This window comes from Brevundimonas lenta (assembly GCF_014196335.1).
Lineage (GTDB): Bacteria > Pseudomonadota > Alphaproteobacteria > Caulobacterales > Caulobacteraceae > Brevundimonas > Brevundimonas lenta.
Genome location: NZ_JACIDM010000003.1, coordinates 63,836 through 80,218, shown reverse-complemented (window position 1 = coordinate 80,218; position 16,383 = coordinate 63,836). Strand labels below are relative to the sequence as shown.

Sequence of the window (16,383 nt, the reverse complement as noted above, 5' to 3'; positions counted from 1 at the left end):
CGATCAGTGGATCGCCACCGCCAGCCGCAGGGTGGCGACCACGATCGCATCCGCATCCCGGTCGCCGCCCGGATTGGCGATCCACTGCACGCTGGGCTGGATGGTCAGTCGCCCGATCGTGTCGGCGTAGGTGATCTCCACGCCCTGCTCGGCGCGCGCGGGATCGATCAGGTCGTCGCGGAAGTTCGCGCGCGCCTTGTCCGACAGAAGCCCCTGATGGACGCCGATCGAGAAGGCGCTGTCCGGCCGTGAGGCCAGCACCTGATCCAGCCGGATGCCCGCCTGCCAGCCGCCCTCGAAGTCGGTGGTGTCGCCGTCCGACACGCCCGCGCGCAGGAAGGCCCGCGCCGCCAGCCCGTCGTCGTTCGAGTACAGCGGACCTTCCGCCAGCAGATAGGCGCCCTGCGCCGTGCTGCGCGCCGGATCGCCGCCGGGCAGGGTGTCGCGGATGTCGTCCTGCTCCTCGCTGTAGCGCCAGCCGCCGACCGCGACCCGCAGCGGACCGGTCCAGCCGGCTTCCGCCAGGAACAGGCCGCCGGTATCAAAGTCCGCGTCCACGCCGTCGACGTCGCCCAGGGTGCTGGCTTCCGCATTGACCGCGGCGACCTGCAGGTAGCTGCCTTCGGCGCTGCCGATGCGCGCGCGGACCGCAAGGGCGGTGGAGGGGAAGATCGATGGGCCGTTCGGCCCGGTGGCCGCCAGTTCGGAGCCGATGCCGAACGGCGGGGCGATCAGCAGGTCCGACGCCGCGGTCGAATAGAACTCGCTGTTCACGTCATACAGGCCGGCCAGTACCGAGCCCTTGCCGTCGAAATCCTGCTCGATCCAGAGTTCGTACAGGCGCGCGCCCGTGTCCCCGACCTCGATGTTGTCGACCCCCTGCAGGGTGCCGGCGACGTTGTTCGGCTGCCCGCCGTTGTTGTTCAGCAGGTAAAGGTGAAGCTTCGCGCCCCGCCATCCGATGAGGCGGTCAAGATCGCCGTCGATGATGACGTCCAGGTTGTCGAGGAATTTGCCGGCCTGGACCGGTCCGCCCGAGACCACGCCCGTGATATCGGCGGTATAGGTAACCTCGGTCGACCAGGCGCTGTCGCTTTCCTGCGCCGAACACTGGCCGGAGACTGCGAGTGCGGCGAGAAACCCGCCCGCGACAGCGCTCGTCAACTTAAGTTGTCTTTTGGTCTTGATCTCAAACATTCTGTTCGCCATCAGGGATTGCGCAGCTATGCATAGCTGATCGGGCGTTGTGTCCCGTTGTATGCTGTATCGTTGCGGGACTTGCTCTTGGCTTAAGCTGAAACTACGTAGTTTCCACCGCGCGTATCAGCGGTTTTTTAACCCTCTCGACGCCAATTCGGCCTGATCGGGAGGACTCTATGTTCAAGACTATCCGGGCCAAGGTCGCCGTCGCCGGCGTCGCTGTTCTCGTGCTCTGCGGCGCCAGCGCCGGCGCGGGCATGTGGATGACCTCGTCGCTGAGCCAGGCGCTGGAGGGGTCCAGCCGGTCGTCCGAAGTCCTGCGCAATCACATGCAGGCCGACATGATGCATGACGCGCTGCGTTCGGACGTGCTCTCGGCTATCCTCGCCGCCGATCCCTCCGCGGGCATCGATCTGGCGGACGTGCGCGCCGAAACCGCCGAACACGTCGCCAGCTTCCGCGAAGCCATGACCACCAACAAGGCGCTCGCCACCGACCCCGACATCCGCAAGTCGCTGGGCGAGGTCGAGGCGCCGCTTCAGGCCTATATCGCCGCCGCCGAACGCATCGTCGCCCAGGCGGACGCGAACCCGGCCGCCGCCCGCGCCGGGCTCGCGCCGTTTAAACAGGCCTTCCTCGACCTTGAAGGCCGGATGGAAACGACCGCCGGCGACATCGAGACCGTCGCCGAGGCCGCCCGCGTCGGCGCCGAGGCCAAGGCCGCCCTGGGCCACAACGTCATGCTGGGCGCCGTCATCGCCGGCATCCTGTTCAGCCTCGCCCTGTTCGCCGCCGCCACCCGCATGATCGTCCGTCCGATCCGCTCGCTCGCTGACGAGATGCGCGCGCTCGCCTCGGGTCGCACCGACGTCGATCTGACCAGCGCCCGTCGCGGCGACGAGATCGGGGCCGTCGGCCGCGCCGTCGGAGATCTGCAGGACCTCATCGTTCAGCGCATAAGCGAAGAGACCGCCGAGGCCGACCGCCGCCGCGCCGCCGACGACGACCAGCGCCGCCAGGCCGAGCAGGCCCGCGCCGTCCTCGCTCGCGAACAGGGTCTGGTCGTCGACGCCCTCGGCACCGGCCTGTCCCAGCTCAGCCGCGGCGACCTGACCCACCGCATCAACGAGGCCTTCCCCGCCGAGTACGAGAAGCTGAAGGAAGACTTCAACGCCGCCATGGTCCAGCTGGAGCAGGCGATGTCGCAAGTCGTCTCGAACGTCTCGGCCATCCGCTCGGGTTCGGGCGAGATCAGCCACGCCGCCGACGATCTGTCGCGCCGCACGGAGCAGCAGGCTGCCTCGCTTGAGGAAACCGCCGCCGCCCTCGATGAGATCACCGCCACGGTCAACAAGACCGCATCGGGCGCCCGCCAGGCCTCGACGGTCGTGCAGGCCGCGCGTGGCGATGCGGAAGTGTCCGGCGCCGTCGTTCGTGACGCCGTCGCCGCCATGAGCGCGATCGAGCAGTCGGCCCAGCAGATCAGCCAGATCATCGGCGTGATCGACGAAATCGCCTTCCAGACCAACCTGTTGGCCCTGAACGCCGGCGTGGAAGCGGCTCGCGCCGGCGACGCCGGTCGCGGCTTCGCGGTGGTCGCCTCGGAAGTCCGGGCCCTGGCCCAGCGTTCGGCGGAAGCCGCCAAGGAGATCAAGACCCTGATCTCGGCCTCGACCACCCAGGTCGGCGCCGGCGTGGATCTGGTCGGTCAGACCGGCGAGGCCCTGCAACGCATCGTCAGCCGCGTGGCCGAGATCGACAGCCTGGTGTCCGAGATCGCCGCGTCGGCGCAGGAGCAGGCGACGGGCCTTCAGCAGGTCAACACCGCCGTCAACCAGATGGACCAGGTGACCCAGCAGAACGCGGCGATGGTCGAGGAATCGACCGCCGCCAGCCACTCGCTGACGCAGGAGGCCGAAGGCTTGGCCTCGTCGGTCGCCCGCTTCCGCACCGCCTCCACCGACGCGCATGCGACGAACGCCCCGGCGCACCGTCCGGTCCCGCAGATGCGCGCGGTCGGCCGTGGCGGCGCGGCCCTGAAGCCTGCGCCGATCTCCGACGAATGGGCCGAGTTCTAGACGCCGTACTCAATACCGCTCATCCCCGCGAAAGCGGGGACCCAGTTCTTTGGATGATCGGTGGGAGCCGGACATGCTCGGCTCGCCGTCCTGAAACGCCGGCGTTCCCACAAAAGCACTGGGTCCCCGCTTTCGCGGGGATGAGCGGATGGGTGGAACGCGTTGACCGGGCCGAGTCCGAACCTGAGGCTCAGGATGCGGTCGGCCTGACCTTGCCGGCCGCCAGCCGGGCCCGCTCGCGGGCCTGATCGGTGGTCTCGCCGCGCGCCGTGGCCACGCCCATGCGGCGCCGCTCGAAGGCTTCCGGCTTGCCGAACAGGCGCAGGTCCGCCGTCGGCACCGACAGCGCCTCGGCCACGCCTTCAAAGGCGATCCCGGTCGCTTCCATCCCGCCGTAGATCACCGCGCTGGCGCCCGGCTCGCGCTGGCTGACGTCCACCGGCAGGCCCAGGATGGCGCGGGCGTGCAGGGCGAACTCGCTCATCGTCTGGGTGGCCAGCGTCACCAGGCCGGTGTCGTGCGGGCGCGGCGACACTTCCGAGAACCACACCTCGTCGCCCTTCACGAACAACTCGACCCCGAACACGCCAAGACCGCCCAGCGCGCCGGTCACCTTCGCGGCGATGTCCTGTGCGGCGGCCAGGGCGGCGGACGTCATCGCCTGCGGCTGCCAGCTCTCGACATAGTCGCCCTTCACCTGCAGGTGGCCGATCGGGGCGCAGAAGTCGGTGACGACCTTGCCATCCCGCAGAGACCGCACGGTCAGCAGGGTGATTTCGAAGTCGAAATCGATGCGGCCCTCGACGATCACGGTCGCCGTCTCGACCCGGCCGCTGGACTGGGCGTAGGCCCAGGCGTTCGGCGCGTCCTCCAGGGCCTCGATCATCGACTGGCCCTTGCCCGACGACGACATCACCGGCTTCACGAACACCGGCAGGCCGATGTTGTGCGCCGCCTCGGCCAGCTCCATCGCGGACCTGGCGAAGGCGTAGGGGCTGGTCGGCAGGCCCAGTTCCTCGGCCGCCAGACGGCGGATGCCCTCGCGGTTCATCGTCAGCTGCGTGGCGCGCGCCGTCGGGATCACCACCGCCAGTCCCGCGGCCTCGATCTGCGCCAGCACCTCGGTGGCGATGGCCTCGATCTCCGGCACGATGATGTGCGGGGCTTCGGCCATGATGACGCCGTTCAGCACCTGCGGATCCGTCATCGGGATCACATGGCTGCGGTGCGCCACCTGCATCGCCGGGGCGTTGGGATAGCGGTCGACCGCGATCACCTCGACGCCCAGGCGCTGCAGCTCGATAGCGACCTCCTTGCCCAGCTCGCCCGAGCCCAGCAGCATCACGCGCACGGCGGTGTCGGAAAGGGGCGTGCCCAGCTTCATGGTCAGTCTCCGTTGCGGGTGGGTTCGATCAGGTCCCAGGCGTTGCCGTACAGGTCCTCGAACACCGCCACCGTGCCGTAGGGTTCGTAGCGCGGGCTTTCGCGGAAGGTCACGCCCGCCGCGGTCCACGCCGCATGGTCGCGCGCGAAATCGTCCGTCTCCAGAAACAGCCAGACCCGGCCGCCGGCCTGGTCGCCGACCTGGGACAGCTGCGCCTCGCTGGTCGCCTTCGCCAGCAGCAGCGAGGTCTGCCCGCCCTTCGGCGTCGCCCGCACCCAGCGCTTGCCGCCGCCCATGTCGGTGTTCTCGCTGAGCTCGAAGCCCAACTTGCCGACGTAAAAGGCGATCGCCTCGTCGTAGTCCCTGACCAGCAGGCTTATGGCGCTGATCCGGCTCATTGGGCGGGCGGGACCGCATACAGGCGCCGGAACGCGTCCAGCGCCGCGCCGTGATAGATGGTGGCGTGGGTCTCGGTCGGCCGCGGCTGGAACTCCCACGTGACGCCGGGCAGGGCATGGTCGCGCAGGCTGGCGGTCAGCGTATCCATCAGCGCCTGCGCCTCCGGTCCCTCGTCGCCCATCGTCAGGATCAGGGTGCGCGGATCGTTCGAGTGATCGCGCAGATGCGCCCCCGACTGTCGCGCCAGTTGGCCGCCGTCCCACCACAGGCTTGGGCTCACCGCCACATAGGCGTCGAACATCTGCGGCTCTTTCAGGAAAGTCTCGACCACGAACAGGCCCGCCAGGGACTCGCCCATCAGCGCCGTCTCGCCATTGGTCCGGAAGCGTCCTTCGACGAAGGGCTCGACCTCTTTCCAGAGGAAGTCCCGCATCCGGCTCGACTGACCCTGGGTGGGATAGCGCGCGATCAGCTCGGGATTTTCCGTCGGCAGAGCCAGCTCGTTGCGACGATCCACCGACCCCACGCCCACCACGATCACATCCCGCGTCGTGCCGACGATCGTCCCCAGCTGGGCGATGCCGGATATGTGGTGGAAGTCCTGCTGCTGTCCGCCGTCCAGCAGGTACAGCACCGGATAGGTCTGGCCGCTCTCGGCATAGCCTGGCGGCAGCCAGACGTTGATCTCCCGCGTCCCGCCATAGATGGCCGAGGGCAGGGCGTACGACTGGCCGATGACGATCGGTGTCTCGACCGGCTCCGTCTGCGCGTGGGCGATCGGCCCCGCAGCCAGCGACAGGGCAAACCCCGCCGCCAGCATCAGACGGCGCAGGCCTGTCACAGACGCGCCTTGACCGCGTCCACCACGGCGTCCGTGGTGATCCCGAACTTCTCGTACAGAACCTCCGCCGGGGCCGAGGCGCCGAAGCTGCTCATGCCGACGAAGCCGCCGTCCTCGCCGATGAAGCGCTCCCAGCCCTGCTGGATCGCGGCCTCGACGGCGACGCGCACCGTGCCGCGGCCGATGACGCTGTCCTGATACTTCTTCGGCTGTTGGAAGAAGAGCTCGAAGCAGGGGACCGAGACCACGCGGGTCGGCGTGCCTTCGGCTTCCAGCCGGTCGGCGGCGGCCAGGGCCAGCGGCACTTCGGTGCCGGTGGCGAAGATCGTCGCCTTCGCCGCGCCGTTGGCGGCGCGCAGCTCATAGGCGCCCTTGCCCGAGAGGTTTTCGGTCGCGGCGACCGTGCGGACCGCGGCGGTCTTCTGGCGCGACAGGGCCAGGGCCGACGGCGCGGTCTTGTGCTCCAGCGCCAGCTTCCAGCACTCCATCGCCTCGACCGTATCGGCCGGGCGGAAGACCAGCAGGTTCGGAATGGCGCGCAGGGCGGCCAGGTGCTCGACCGGCTGGTGGGTCGGGCCGTCCTCGCCCAGACCGATCGAGTCGTGGGTCAGCACGTGGATCGCGCGCACGCCCATCAGGGCGCCCAGGCGGATCGCCGGACGGCTGTAGTCCGCGAACACCATGAAGGTGCCGCCGTACGGGATCACCCCGCCGTGCAGCGCCAGACCGTTCATGGTCGCGGCCATGCCGAACTCGCGGATGCCGTAGTTGATGTACCGGCCCTCATAGGTCGGCGCGTCGAAGATCGGCGTGTCCTTGACGAAGGTGTTGTTCGAGCCGGTCAGGTCGGCCGAGCCGCCGATCAGCTCCGGAATGGCGGCGAACAGTTCGTCCAGGGCGGCGCCCGACGACTGGCGCGTGGCCTGGGCCGGCTTCGTCTCGACCAGCTCGGCGATCTTCGCGTCGATCTTGGCGAAGGCGCCCTCAGGCAGGTCGCCCTTCATCGCGCGGGTGAAGTCTGCGGCCTGCGACGAAGCGGCCAGACGGGCCTCCCACGCCTTGCGCTCGGTGGCGCCGCGACGGCCGACCTTCTTCCACGCCTTGTCGACGGCTTCCGGCAGTTCGAACGGCTCGTGCTGCCAGGCCAGGCCCAGGCGAGTGGCCGCGACCTCGGCCGCGCCCAGCGCCGCGCCGTGGGTCTTGTGGCTGCCTTCCATGGTGGCGGCGCCCTTGCCGATCTTGGTCTTGCAGGCGATCAGCGTCGGCTTGTCCTGCTTCGTCGCCCACGCCAGCGCCGACTTGATGGCCTTCATGTCGTGGCCGTCGATGGCCTTCACGGCCCAGCCGGCGGCCTTGAAGCGGCCCTTCTGGTCGGTGGCGTCCGACAGCGACACCTTGCCGTCGATGGTGATCTCGTTGTCGTCCCACAGCACGGTCAGCTTGTTCAGCTGATAGCGGCCGGCCAGCGTGATCGCCTCCTGCGACACGCCTTCCATCAGGCAGCCGTCGCCCGCGACGACCCAGGTGCGGTGATCCACCAGGTCCTTGCCGTATTTGGCGGCCAGATGGCGCTCGGCCATGGCGAAGCCGACCGAAGTGGCCAGACCCTGGCCCAGCGGGCCGGTGGTGACCTCGACGCCCGGCATGTGGCCGTACTCGGGGTGGCCGGCGGTCTTGGAGCCCCACTGACGGAAGTTCGACAGCTCCTGCTTCGTCGCGGCCTTGTAGCCGGTCAGGTGCAGCAGGGCGTAGATCAGCATCGAGCCGTGGCCGGCCGACAGGATGAAGCGGTCGCGGTCGGCCCAGTCGGGGCGGCTCGCGTCGAACTTCAGGAATTTCGAGAACAGCACGGTCGCCACGTCGGCCATGCCCATCGGCATGCCCGGGTGGCCGCTCTTCGCCTTCTCCACGCCGTCCATGGCCAGTACGCGGATGGCGTCGGCCATCTGCTTCGGAGAGGCTTTTTCGGATACGGTTTTGGCGTCGGTCACGGGGAGACCTTTATGTGGGGAGGCGGAAAAAGGGAGGCGCGCCGCTTTACCCCGACGCGCGCGCGGGTTCTATACGGATTCTGGAGGTTCTGACCGGATGGATGCTGCATCGGCCGCCAAGGATCGCGTCGACCGCGCGCTGGCGCTTCTCGAGCGACGCCTGCTTGATCTGAAGAGCCGCGCCGCCGGGGCCAGCCGCGTGCCTGACGACGACCTGTTCGCGCCCGGCCCCTCCAGTGAGACCGATCGCGTGCGAATTCATGAGCTTGAAGCCGCCGTCCGCGACGCCGCCGACGTTCTGGGCCGCGCCGAGGACGCCATTCGCGACACCCTCGCCGAGCAGGAGGGGCGCTGATGGCGACGGTCACTGTCGAGATCAACGGCCGCCCCTACGCCGTCGGTTGCGCCGACGGCCAGGAAGAGCGCGTCCGCATCCTCGCCAAACAATTCGACAGCCACGTCCGCCAGGTGGCGGGTGAGGTCGGCCACGTCGGCGACATCCGCCTGTTCCTCATGGCCGGCCTGATGCTGGCCGATGAACTGCACGAGATCCGCCTCAACGGCGGCGCGCCCGTCCCGGCGGCGGCCAATGTCGACGGCGTCGCCGAGGCGCTCAACGCCGTCGCCGCCCGCCTCGAAAAGATCGCCCAGGGCCTCTGATGCTCCTGACGGCTCGCCGCATCCAGTGGGGCATCGCCGCGGTATTCTTCGTCCTCGGCGGCTGGGCCCTCGTCGCCCCGCAGAGCGTCATCGATCTGACCTTCCTGCCGCAGCACCGCATCGACGCGCCGATCCTGCCCTTCGTGGTCGCCTGTTTCGGCGCCCAGGCGATGATCTCGGGCCTGTTCGCGGCCTTTTCCAAATTCACGAAGACGACCTTCCTCGCCTACGGAATCGGCCTGCTGCCGTTCTTCTGGTTCAATTGGTGGTTCACCTTCGTCGACCCGGTCTTCACCCCGCTGGGTCTGCTCGACGCCGTCGGTAACAGCATCATGCTGGGCCTCTGCGTCCTCGGCTGGCGCCGCGCCGACAAGCGCTGACGCCCGCCATCTCCTCCCCATTCCATGGGGAGGTGGCGCGGCGCAGCTTTGCGCCGTGACGGAGGGGGCGGCTCCGACCTCATCCATTCAAACTCCGACAACTCCACCGCTTGACTCCTGTCCCGCTTCATCTGATATTTCTGTCATGACAGAAACAACGAAACTTCCCGACGCCATCGAACGCTTCGTCCTCCACTGGGGCGAGATGGGCGGCTTCTGGGGCGTGAACCGTTCGGTCGCCCAGATCCACGCCTTCCTCATGACGGCGGACAAGCCGATGACGGCCGAGGATATCGCCGTCACCCTCGAAATGGCCCGCTCCAACGTCTCCAACTCCCTCAAGGAGCTGCTGGCCTGGAACCTGATCCGCCGCGTCCCGATCAAGGGCGACCGGCGCGAGCATTTCGAGGCCGAGACCGATGTCTGGGAGGTCGCCTCCCGCATCGCCGCCGGGCGCAAGGCCAAGGAGATCGACCCCGCGGTCGAGACCCTGCGCGCCTGCGTCGCCGAGGCCGAGACCGATCCCACCGTCTCCCCGGTCGCCCTCAAGCGGCTGAAGGAGATGCTGGAATTCACCGAGACCATCGATCGCTGGTACGGGCAGATCACCACAGTCGCCCGGCCCAAGCTGATGGCGCTGCTGAAACTGGGCGCGCGGATCGCGGCGCTCGTTCCCGGCGGCAAATAGCGAACAGGGGAGGGGACGATGGGGGCTGCAGTCGCAATCAGGAACGAAGCCGAAGGCGCCGCGCCGGAAGGCGAACTGGCCGACCTTCGCTTCCGCGCCCTGCTTCCCGCCGCCGACTGGGCGGGTCTGCCCCTGGCGGTCCGCTGCCGCTTCTCCAAGCGCCTGAAGGGCGGCGCCACCGTCGTCTACAAGGGCGACGTCCTCGCCGTCGAAAGCAACCTCGCCGGCCGCCTCCTGGCCCAGGCCGCCCGCCTCATCGGCGCGCCCCTGCCGCTGGTCTTCCAGCCGGGGCCCAGCGTCGTCGCCGTCACCGAGGACGCGGTCGGCCAGGGCCAGGTCTGGACGCGCATGTACGTCCGCGCCGACGGCTTCCCGCAGGTCATTCACAGCGCCAAACGCTTCGCCGGCCCCACCGGGCTGGAAGAATACGTCGGCGCCGGCGTCGGCATGGCCCTGACCGTCACGGCGGAGGAGGGCGCGCTGGTGTTCCGCAGCGCCCACTATTTCGCGACCGTTCTGGGCGTCCGCATCCGCCTGCCGCGCTGGACCGAGCCCGGCGCCCTGACCATCACCCACCGTGACCTCGGCGAGGGCCGCTTCGCCTTCACCCTGGCCCTCGATCACCCGCTGCTCGGCCGGCTTCTCGGCCAGGATGCGGTGTTCCAGGACGACTGACATGACCGACCTGCTCTGGATCCTGCTGACGCTCCAGATCGCCATGGGCGCCTTCGACACCCTGTTCCACCATGAACTGACCGAGCGGCTGGCGTGGCGGCCGTCGCAGAAGGCCGAGCTTCGTCTGCACGGCGTCCGCAACCTCATCTACGCGGCCCTCTTCCTGATGATCGCGTGGGCCGAGCCGAAAGGCCTGCTCGCCATCGCCGTCATGGTTCTGCTGGCCGTCGAGGTGGTCATCACCCTGACCGACTTCGTCGAGGAGGACCGCACCCGCCGTCTGCCGGCTTCGGAGCGCGTCACCCATACCCTGCTGGCCCTGAACTACGGCGCCATCCTCATCCTGCTTGCGCCCCTTCTGCTGGCGTGGAGCAATCAGCCGACGACCCTCGCCGCGACCTCGCATGGCCTGTGGAGTCTGGTGGCCAGCGCCGCGGCCGCCGGCGTCTTCGTCTTCGGTCTGCGCGACCTGGCCGCCAGCGAACGCTCCGACCGTCTGGTCCAGCCCGACGCCGCCCTGATGGGGCGTGAGCTTCCGGGCCGCCGACGCGTCCTCGTCACCGGCGCAACCGGCTTCATCGGCCGTCGGCTGATCGAGGCCCTGACCGGCGCCGGTCACGAGGTCATCGCCCTGGTCCGCAATCCGAAGACCGCCGACCTCGCCGCCCCCATCACCGTCATCACTGACCTGAACCAGATCGCTCACGACACGCGCATTGACGCGGTGGTCAATCTCGCCGGCGAGCCCATCAGCGACGGCCTGTGGACCCTCGCCAAGCGCCGCCGCATCCTGCGCTCGCGCCTGAAAGTCACCCGCGACCTCCGCCGTCTGATCGCCCGGCTGGAGCGCCGGCCCGAGGTCCTGGTCAGCGGCTCGGCCATCGGCTGGTACGGCCTGCACGCCGACGAAATCCTCGATGAAACCGGCCCCGCCAACCCCTGCTTCAGTCACCGTCTGTGCGACGCGTGGGAGAACGCCGCCGCGCCGGTCGAGGCCATGGGTGTCCGCGTGGTCACCCTGCGCATCGGCCTGGTCCTCGGCGCCGGGGGCGGCATGCTGTCGCGCCTTCTGACCCCGTTCGAGTTCGGCCTCGGCGGCCCCATGGGTTCCGGGCGTCAGTGGATGTCCTGGATCACGCACGACGATTGCGTGCGCCTGATCCTGCATGCCGTCGCCGAGCCGCGGGTCCGGGGCGCCATGAACGCTGTGGCTCCCCAGCCCGCGACGAACCGGGATTTCGCCCGCGCCCTCGGCCGCGCGCTCCATCGTCCAGCCCTGCTCGCCGCGCCCGCGGCGCCCCTGCGGCTGGCGCTGGGCGCCTTCGCGGATGAGTTGCTTCTGGGCGGTCAGCGGATCATGCCGGCGAAGGCGCTGGCGACCGGCTTCCGCTTTCGCCACCCCGACCTGGACAGCGCTTTCGCCGCCATCGTCGGCGCCCGGCCCCGTCGCGCCACTGGCGTAAAGGGGTATGACCGACTATCTTGGTCCGCGGCGGGTCCTGCTGCGGCTCACGTCGAAGGCGACTTATCCTCGCGACCTTAATTCACTCGAAGGGATCTGTCCCTGTTTGGGCTCGAGGGCCTGAGCACACGGAGCCCACCTGGCTACCCAGGTCGAGAGGATTGAACAGTCCTTCACGGTTCACGCGGCGCCGCCACCTTCTCCTTCCTTGGTGCGCTAGCGCTCGGCCCGCGGGGCCTCGCTGCATGAGCGCATTTCCTCCCCCGCAGGGGGAGGGGGACCATCCGCAGCTGAAAGCGAAGGATGGTGGAGGGGGCCAGTGCAGGGGGGGACTCCCGCCCACCCGATGCGCTACCTCTCGCGGATGATCGACAAGCACGAACTCCGGGCGACCATGCGCGCCGCGCGCAAGCGCCTGGCCGGCCTCGATCCCGAAGCCTCCCTGCGGGCCGCCGAACACGCGGCCGCCCTTCCGGTCGTGGAGGTGGTCGCCGTCTATCGCGCGATCGGCTCGGAACTCGACATGGACGCCCTGTCCCTGGCCCTGTCCCGCCTCGGACGCGTCCTGTGCCTGCCGGTGGTGATCCAGGCCGATGCGCCGATGATCTTCCGCCGCTGGGCGCCGGGCGAACCGCTGGAGCTCGATCTTGTCGGCGTGCCCGCGCCCCTGCTGCTGGCCGACACGGTCACCCCTGACCTGATCCTCACGCCCCTGCTGGCCTTCGACCTCGACGGCGGTCGCCTGGGGCAGGGCGGCGGCTACTACGACCGCACCTTCGCGGCCCTGCCGGAAGCGTTGCGCATCGGCTTCGCCTACGTCGGTCAGCAGGTCGACGGCCTGCCGGTCTACCGACACGACATACGCCTGCATGGCGTTCTCACCGAGGTGGGCTATACCCCCGCCCGAAAGGTTCTCTGAAATATGCGTCTGGCGTTCTTCGGCGATGTGGTTGGCAAGTCCGGCCGCGACGGCCTCATCGACCATCTCCCCGCGCTGAAGCGCGACCTGAAGCTCGACTTCGTGGTGGTCAACGCCGAGAACGCCGCGGGCGGTTTCGGCATCACCGAGAACACCGCCAATGAGCTGTTCATGGCCGGCGCCGACTGCCTGACGCTGGGCAATCACAGCTGGGACCAGCGGGAGGCCCTGACCTACATCGTGCGCGAGCCGCGCCTGATCCGCCCCGCCAACTATCCGCGCCTGATGGATGCACCGGGCGCCGGGGCCAATCTGTTCGAGACCCACAGCGGCAAGACCGTGCTGGTCATGAACGTCCTCGGCCGGGTGCACATGGACCCGATGGACTGCCCCTTCAGCGCCGTCGAGAAAGAACTCGCCGCCTGCCCGATGGGCATCGCCGCCGACGCCGTCATCGTCGACATGCACGCCGAGGCCACCAGCGAGAAGATGGCCATGGGCCATTTCTGCGACGGCCGCGCCTCGCTGGTCGTGGGCACCCACACCCACGTCCCGACCGCCGACAGCCAGATCCTGCCCGGCGGCACCGCCTACCAGACCGACGCGGGCGGCTGCTGCGACTACGACTCCGTCATCGGCAACGAGAAGGAAGAGCCCCTGCGGCGCTTCACCACCCGCATCTCCGGCGGCCGCTATACTCCGGCCCACGGCCCGGCGACCATCTGCGGCGTTTATGTCGAGACCGACGACAAGACCGGCCTCGCCACCCGCGTCGAACCCATCCGCGTCGGCGGCCGCCTCAGCCAGGCCATCCCGGTCGTCTGACCGCCGACTGCATCCAATCGGGCCCTTCGCGGCCTCTGCCTTTGCAGAACCTCTGTGGGGCCCGACCGATGCTGAAGATCCTCGCCGCCGTCGCGGCGCTCGCCTTCCCTGCGGCCGCCCAGGCCCAGACGCCGACGCCCGCGCCGATCGAGGTGATGATCCTCGGCACGTATCACATGGATAATCCGGGGCAGGACCTGCACAACGCCCGGGTCGATCCCGTCACCACGCCCGAAAAGCAGGCCCAGCTGGAGGCCGTGGCTGAAGGCCTGGCGCGCTTCCGTCCCACGGCGGTCGCCATCGAGCGCATCGCGCGGGACCAGTCGACCATGCTGGACCACCGCTATCCCGCCTTCACCCCCGCCGATCTCCTGACCGACGGCGATGAACGCATCCAGATCGGCTACCGCCTGGCCAACAGGCTCGGCCTGACCCGCGTCTACGCCATCGACGAACAGGACCACGACGGCCAGCCGTCCTACTTCCCGTTCGAGGACGTGCAGGCCTGGGCCGAGGCCAACGGGCGCATGGACGATCTCGGCGCCATGCACGCGACCGTCGCCGCCATGATCGCGGACTTCGAACAGCGCCAGCAGACGCAGACCGTCGGGCAGATCCTCGCCGGCATCAACACGCCCGAACGGGTCGCCTCGGACCAGACCTTCTATTCGGCCCTGATGTCCTTCGGCTCCGGCGACGCCCAGCCGGGCGCCTTCCTGAACGGCCGCTGGTACACCCGCAACGCCATGATTTTCGCCCGCCTGATGCAGGCGGCGGAGCCCGGCGACCGCATCGTCGTCATCTACGGCTCAGGTCACAACTACTGGCTCCGGCAGATGGTCCAGACCACGCCAGGCTACCGCCTGGTCGAGCCGGCGGACTACCTTCCGACGACCTGACGGGTCAGGCCGCGACGATCCGCGCATCGCCCGAGGCGACCGCCAGCTTCGCCCGCGTGGTCAGCGTTCCGCCGCGCTCCGACACCTTGTCCAGCACCTTGAACTCGGTCTGCCAGCGCTCCGGCGTCACGTCGCAGACGACGTAGCCGCGTTGGGCGTTGTTGAATTTCAGGAACGGGTTGTCGGCCAGATAGCGCCGGCCGTCGGCCCGCTGGTCCTGCCCGTCGCCCGACGAGCTCATCGACGTCGTCACGAACTCCGTGGCGATCGGCGCGCCGTCCGGATTGCGGCTGTCGCGGAACAGCTCGCCGGCATAGTTCTGGTGCTCGTCCCCGGTCAGCACGATGGTGTTGCCGATGCGGCGCTCGCGCAGCCGGTCCAGCAGCCGTTGGCGCGGGATCGAATAGCCGGCCCAGGTATCCAGGTTGTAGCCCGTCTCGGGTCCTTCCTTGCGGTCCAGGTCCATCACCATGATCTGCTGCGCCAGCACCTTCCAGTGCGCGCGGCTGCGATCCAGGTTGCGGTACAGCCACTGCTCCTGCGCCTCGCCCAGCACCTGCGACGCCGGATCCGACACGCCCGCACAGGTCGTCGCCCAGCCGTCGTTGCACGGCTGGTTGGTGCGAAACTGGCGCGTATCCAGGAAGTTCAGATCCAGCAGGTCGCCCCACGACGCCTGACGGTACAGCTGCATCTCCGCCCCGCGCGGGAACGACGACCGCCGCAGCGGCATGTGCTCGTAGAAGGCCTGCGCCGCCGCCTGACGCCGCAGGTTGAAGATCTCCGGCGGCACCTCGTCCGGGTCCTGATCCGACACCCAGTTGTTCTGGATCTCGTGATCGTCCCAGGTCACGTACCAGGCCGCCGCCAGGTGGCTGGCCTGCAGGTCCGTATCCAGCTTGTACTGCGCATAGCGCCGCCGGTAGTCGTCCAGGCTGTAGCACTCGCCGCCGATGTGCTGGCGCGGGTTCTCGATCGTCCCGCCCGACCCCGTATAGGTCCGGTTGCCCCGGCCCTCGTAGATGTAGTCGCCGTAGCAATAGACGAAGTCCAGGTCCTCGCCCGCGATCTTCCGGTGTCCCGTGTACAGCCCCTGCTCATAGGCCTGGCAGCCCAGCACGCCGAAGCGGGCCTGTGCCACGGCGCTGCCGGCCGCCGGCGCCGTCTTCGCGCGCCCGGACGGGGTGCGCTCTGTCCCGGCGATGAAGCGGTAGAAATAGTCCCGGCCCGGCTCCAGGCCCGTGATCTCGACGTGCACCGCGTGGGCCAGTTCGGGCCGCGCGACGGCCTCGCCCTTCTGCACCACGGTGGCGAAGCCGCGATCCGAGGCGACCTCCCACTTCACCGGCACCGGCTGCGACGGCATGCCGTGGCCGATCTCCAGCGGGCGCGGGGCCAGACGCGTCCAGATCACGAAGCCGTCCGGCGCGGGGTCGCCCGCGGCGATGCCCAGCTGGAACGGATATTCGGCGAAAACCGGATCGGCCAGCGCCTGCCGGCTTGAGCCCAGCACCACGCCGCCCGCGCCGAGCGCGAACATCAATCCCCGTCGGGATACGGAATCAGGCAGGTTCATCAGAGGCCCCTTCGACGTCGCGCGACGACCTAAACCGGAAATGTGACGTTCGTCACGCCGCCGGGCGTGCGGCGGGCGTCCAGGCCTGCAGGTCGTTGATCTCGCGGGTCCGCGCATCGATCGCGGCCTGCGCCATTTTCCGGACGGCCGGATCGTCCGTGGCCGCAAGCACCTGTCCGGCCGAGGCGATGGCCTGGCGGTTCTGCTGGATCGCCGCGGCGACCCAGGCCTCGTCCGCCGAGCCCGCCGGCTTCACCGAAACGCTCTCCTCCGGCAGCCGCGCCGCGTGATTGGCCGCGGCGGTCTCGCGCAGCGCCTGCTCAACCGGATCGCCGCCGCCGTCGCAGGCGGCAAGCCCCAGGGTGGCGAGCAGCAGGAAGGGGAGGGCCGTACGCATTCTGGGTGT

General features: G+C 69.1%; 16 protein-coding genes, 1 other RNA gene and 1 pseudogene. 11 read left to right on the top strand and 7 right to left on the bottom strand.

Annotated features, from left to right (window positions below; translation table 11 throughout):
* Positions 1-3: 3 nt before the first annotated feature.
* Complete coding sequence (locus tag GGR12_RS13615; protein ID WP_246328930.1) at positions 4-1,164, bottom strand: carbohydrate porin; 1,161 nt, start codon at positions 1,162-1,164, stop codon at positions 4-6.
* A 212-nt stretch (positions 1,165-1,376) separates the two neighbouring features.
* On the opposite strand from GGR12_RS13615, the gene GGR12_RS13610 reads away from it, so the two are divergent.
* Positions 1,377-3,278 carry a methyl-accepting chemotaxis protein gene (locus GGR12_RS13610; protein ID WP_183205001.1) on the top strand — a complete coding sequence of 634 codons (1,902 nt, stop codon included), beginning with the start codon at positions 1,377-1,379 and terminating at the stop codon, positions 3,276-3,278.
* A 190-nt stretch (positions 3,279-3,468) separates the two neighbouring features.
* Here GGR12_RS13610 and purT read toward each other — a convergent pair whose 3' ends face one another.
* From purT to tkt, 4 genes are read right to left on the bottom strand one after another with little or no spacing between them, the layout of a single operon-like run.
* Positions 3,469-4,662: a formate-dependent phosphoribosylglycinamide formyltransferase gene (purT, locus tag GGR12_RS13605; RefSeq protein WP_183205000.1), complete on the bottom strand. Its 1,194-nt coding sequence runs from the start codon at positions 4,660-4,662 to the stop codon at positions 3,469-3,471.
* Between the two features lie 2 nt (positions 4,663-4,664).
* Positions 4,665-5,060: a VOC family protein gene (locus tag GGR12_RS13600; protein ID WP_183204999.1), complete on the bottom strand. Its 396-nt coding sequence runs from the start codon at positions 5,058-5,060 to the stop codon at positions 4,665-4,667.
* A complete protein-coding gene (locus tag GGR12_RS13595; protein WP_343053263.1) occupies positions 5,057-5,902 on the bottom strand; it encodes an alpha/beta hydrolase in 846 nt (281 codons plus the stop codon). The genes GGR12_RS13600 and GGR12_RS13595 overlap by 4 nt, the downstream gene beginning before the upstream one ends.
* The gene (gene tkt, locus GGR12_RS13590; RefSeq protein WP_183204998.1) at positions 5,899-7,893 is read right to left on the bottom strand and encodes a transketolase; all 1,995 of its coding nucleotides are present in this window, start codon (positions 7,891-7,893) and stop codon (positions 5,899-5,901) included. Before tkt ends, GGR12_RS13595 begins: the two co-directional genes overlap by 4 nt.
* Before the next feature lie 97 nt (positions 7,894-7,990).
* Here tkt and GGR12_RS13585 point away from each other — a divergent pair, with 97 nt between their 5' ends.
* The 10 genes and pseudogenes from GGR12_RS13585 (at position 7,991) to GGR12_RS13540 (ending at position 14,401) form a co-directional block, all read left to right on the top strand.
* Entirely contained in the window at positions 7,991-8,248 is a 258-nt protein-coding gene (locus GGR12_RS13585) for a hypothetical protein (RefSeq protein ID WP_183204997.1), read from the top strand.
* The gene (locus tag GGR12_RS13580) at positions 8,248-8,553 is read left to right on the top strand and encodes a cell division protein ZapA (protein WP_183204996.1); all 306 of its coding nucleotides are present in this window, start codon (positions 8,248-8,250) and stop codon (positions 8,551-8,553) included. Before GGR12_RS13585 ends, GGR12_RS13580 begins: the two co-directional genes overlap by 1 nt.
* Positions 8,553-8,933 (top strand): hypothetical protein, encoded by a 381-nt coding sequence (locus tag GGR12_RS13575; protein WP_183204995.1) that lies wholly within the window; start codon positions 8,553-8,555, stop codon positions 8,931-8,933. The genes GGR12_RS13580 and GGR12_RS13575 overlap by 1 nt, the downstream gene beginning before the upstream one ends.
* Before the next feature lie 145 nt (positions 8,934-9,078).
* Positions 9,079-9,621, top strand: a complete 543-nt coding sequence (locus tag GGR12_RS13570) for a GbsR/MarR family transcriptional regulator (protein ID WP_183204994.1) — start codon at positions 9,079-9,081, stop codon at positions 9,619-9,621.
* An 18-nt stretch (positions 9,622-9,639) separates the two neighbouring features.
* Positions 9,640-10,296: a DUF4166 domain-containing protein gene (locus tag GGR12_RS13565; RefSeq protein ID WP_183204993.1), complete on the top strand. Its 657-nt coding sequence runs from the start codon at positions 9,640-9,642 to the stop codon at positions 10,294-10,296.
* A pseudogene (locus tag GGR12_RS16865) lies at positions 10,274-11,665 on the top strand (TIGR01777 family oxidoreductase); the annotation flags it as partial. The gene GGR12_RS13565 and the pseudogene GGR12_RS16865, both read left to right, overlap by 23 nt.
* 127 nt (positions 11,666-11,792) lie before the next feature.
* Positions 11,793-11,953: non-coding RNA, 6S RNA (ssrS, locus tag GGR12_RS13555), on the top strand.
* A 124-nt stretch (positions 11,954-12,077) separates the two neighbouring features.
* Entirely contained in the window at positions 12,078-12,677 is a 600-nt protein-coding gene (locus GGR12_RS13550; RefSeq protein WP_343053261.1) for a 5-formyltetrahydrofolate cyclo-ligase, read from the top strand.
* 3 nt (positions 12,678-12,680) lie between these two features.
* The gene (locus tag GGR12_RS13545) at positions 12,681-13,502 is read left to right on the top strand and encodes a TIGR00282 family metallophosphoesterase (protein WP_183204992.1); all 822 of its coding nucleotides are present in this window, start codon (positions 12,681-12,683) and stop codon (positions 13,500-13,502) included.
* Positions 13,503-13,570: 68 nt separating this feature from the next.
* Entirely contained in the window at positions 13,571-14,401 is an 831-nt protein-coding gene (locus GGR12_RS13540; RefSeq protein WP_183204991.1) for a DUF5694 domain-containing protein, read from the top strand.
* Between the two features lie 4 nt (positions 14,402-14,405).
* Here the strand turns inward: GGR12_RS13540 and GGR12_RS13535 are convergent, their stop codons facing one another.
* Both GGR12_RS13535 and GGR12_RS13530 read right to left on the bottom strand, forming a co-directional pair.
* Positions 14,406-15,977, bottom strand: a complete 1,572-nt coding sequence (locus GGR12_RS13535) for an alkaline phosphatase D family protein (RefSeq protein WP_183204990.1) — start codon at positions 15,975-15,977, stop codon at positions 14,406-14,408.
* Positions 15,978-16,029: 52 nt separating this feature from the next.
* On the bottom strand, positions 16,030-16,374 hold the full coding sequence (locus GGR12_RS13530; RefSeq protein WP_183204989.1) for a DUF305 domain-containing protein: 345 nt from the start codon (positions 16,372-16,374) through the stop codon (positions 16,030-16,032).
* Positions 16,375-16,383 lie beyond the last annotated feature (9 nt).

Coding starts and splice junctions, on each gene's coding strand:
- GGR12_RS13610 (WP_183205001.1), top strand. CDS start 1,377: ATGTTCAAGACTATCCGGGCCAAGGTCGCCGTCGCCGGCGTCGCTGTT.
- purT (WP_183205000.1), bottom strand. CDS start 4,662: ATGAAGCTGGGCACGCCCCTTTCCGACACCGCCGTGCGCGTGATGCTG.
- GGR12_RS13600 (WP_183204999.1), bottom strand. CDS start 5,060: ATGAGCCGGATCAGCGCCATAAGCCTGCTGGTCAGGGACTACGACGAG.
- GGR12_RS13585 (WP_183204997.1), top strand. CDS start 7,991: ATGGATGCTGCATCGGCCGCCAAGGATCGCGTCGACCGCGCGCTGGCG.
- GGR12_RS13580 (WP_183204996.1), top strand. CDS start 8,248: ATGGCGACGGTCACTGTCGAGATCAACGGCCGCCCCTACGCCGTCGGT.
- GGR12_RS13575 (WP_183204995.1), top strand. CDS start 8,553: ATGCTCCTGACGGCTCGCCGCATCCAGTGGGGCATCGCCGCGGTATTC.
- GGR12_RS13570 (WP_183204994.1), top strand. CDS start 9,079: ATGACAGAAACAACGAAACTTCCCGACGCCATCGAACGCTTCGTCCTC.
- GGR12_RS13565 (WP_183204993.1), top strand. CDS start 9,640: ATGGGGGCTGCAGTCGCAATCAGGAACGAAGCCGAAGGCGCCGCGCCG.
- GGR12_RS13545 (WP_183204992.1), top strand. CDS start 12,681: ATGCGTCTGGCGTTCTTCGGCGATGTGGTTGGCAAGTCCGGCCGCGAC.
- GGR12_RS13540 (WP_183204991.1), top strand. CDS start 13,571: ATGCTGAAGATCCTCGCCGCCGTCGCGGCGCTCGCCTTCCCTGCGGCC.
- GGR12_RS13535 (WP_183204990.1), bottom strand. CDS start 15,977: ATGAACCTGCCTGATTCCGTATCCCGACGGGGATTGATGTTCGCGCTC.
- GGR12_RS13530 (WP_183204989.1), bottom strand. CDS start 16,374: ATGCGTACGGCCCTCCCCTTCCTGCTGCTCGCCACCCTGGGGCTTGCC.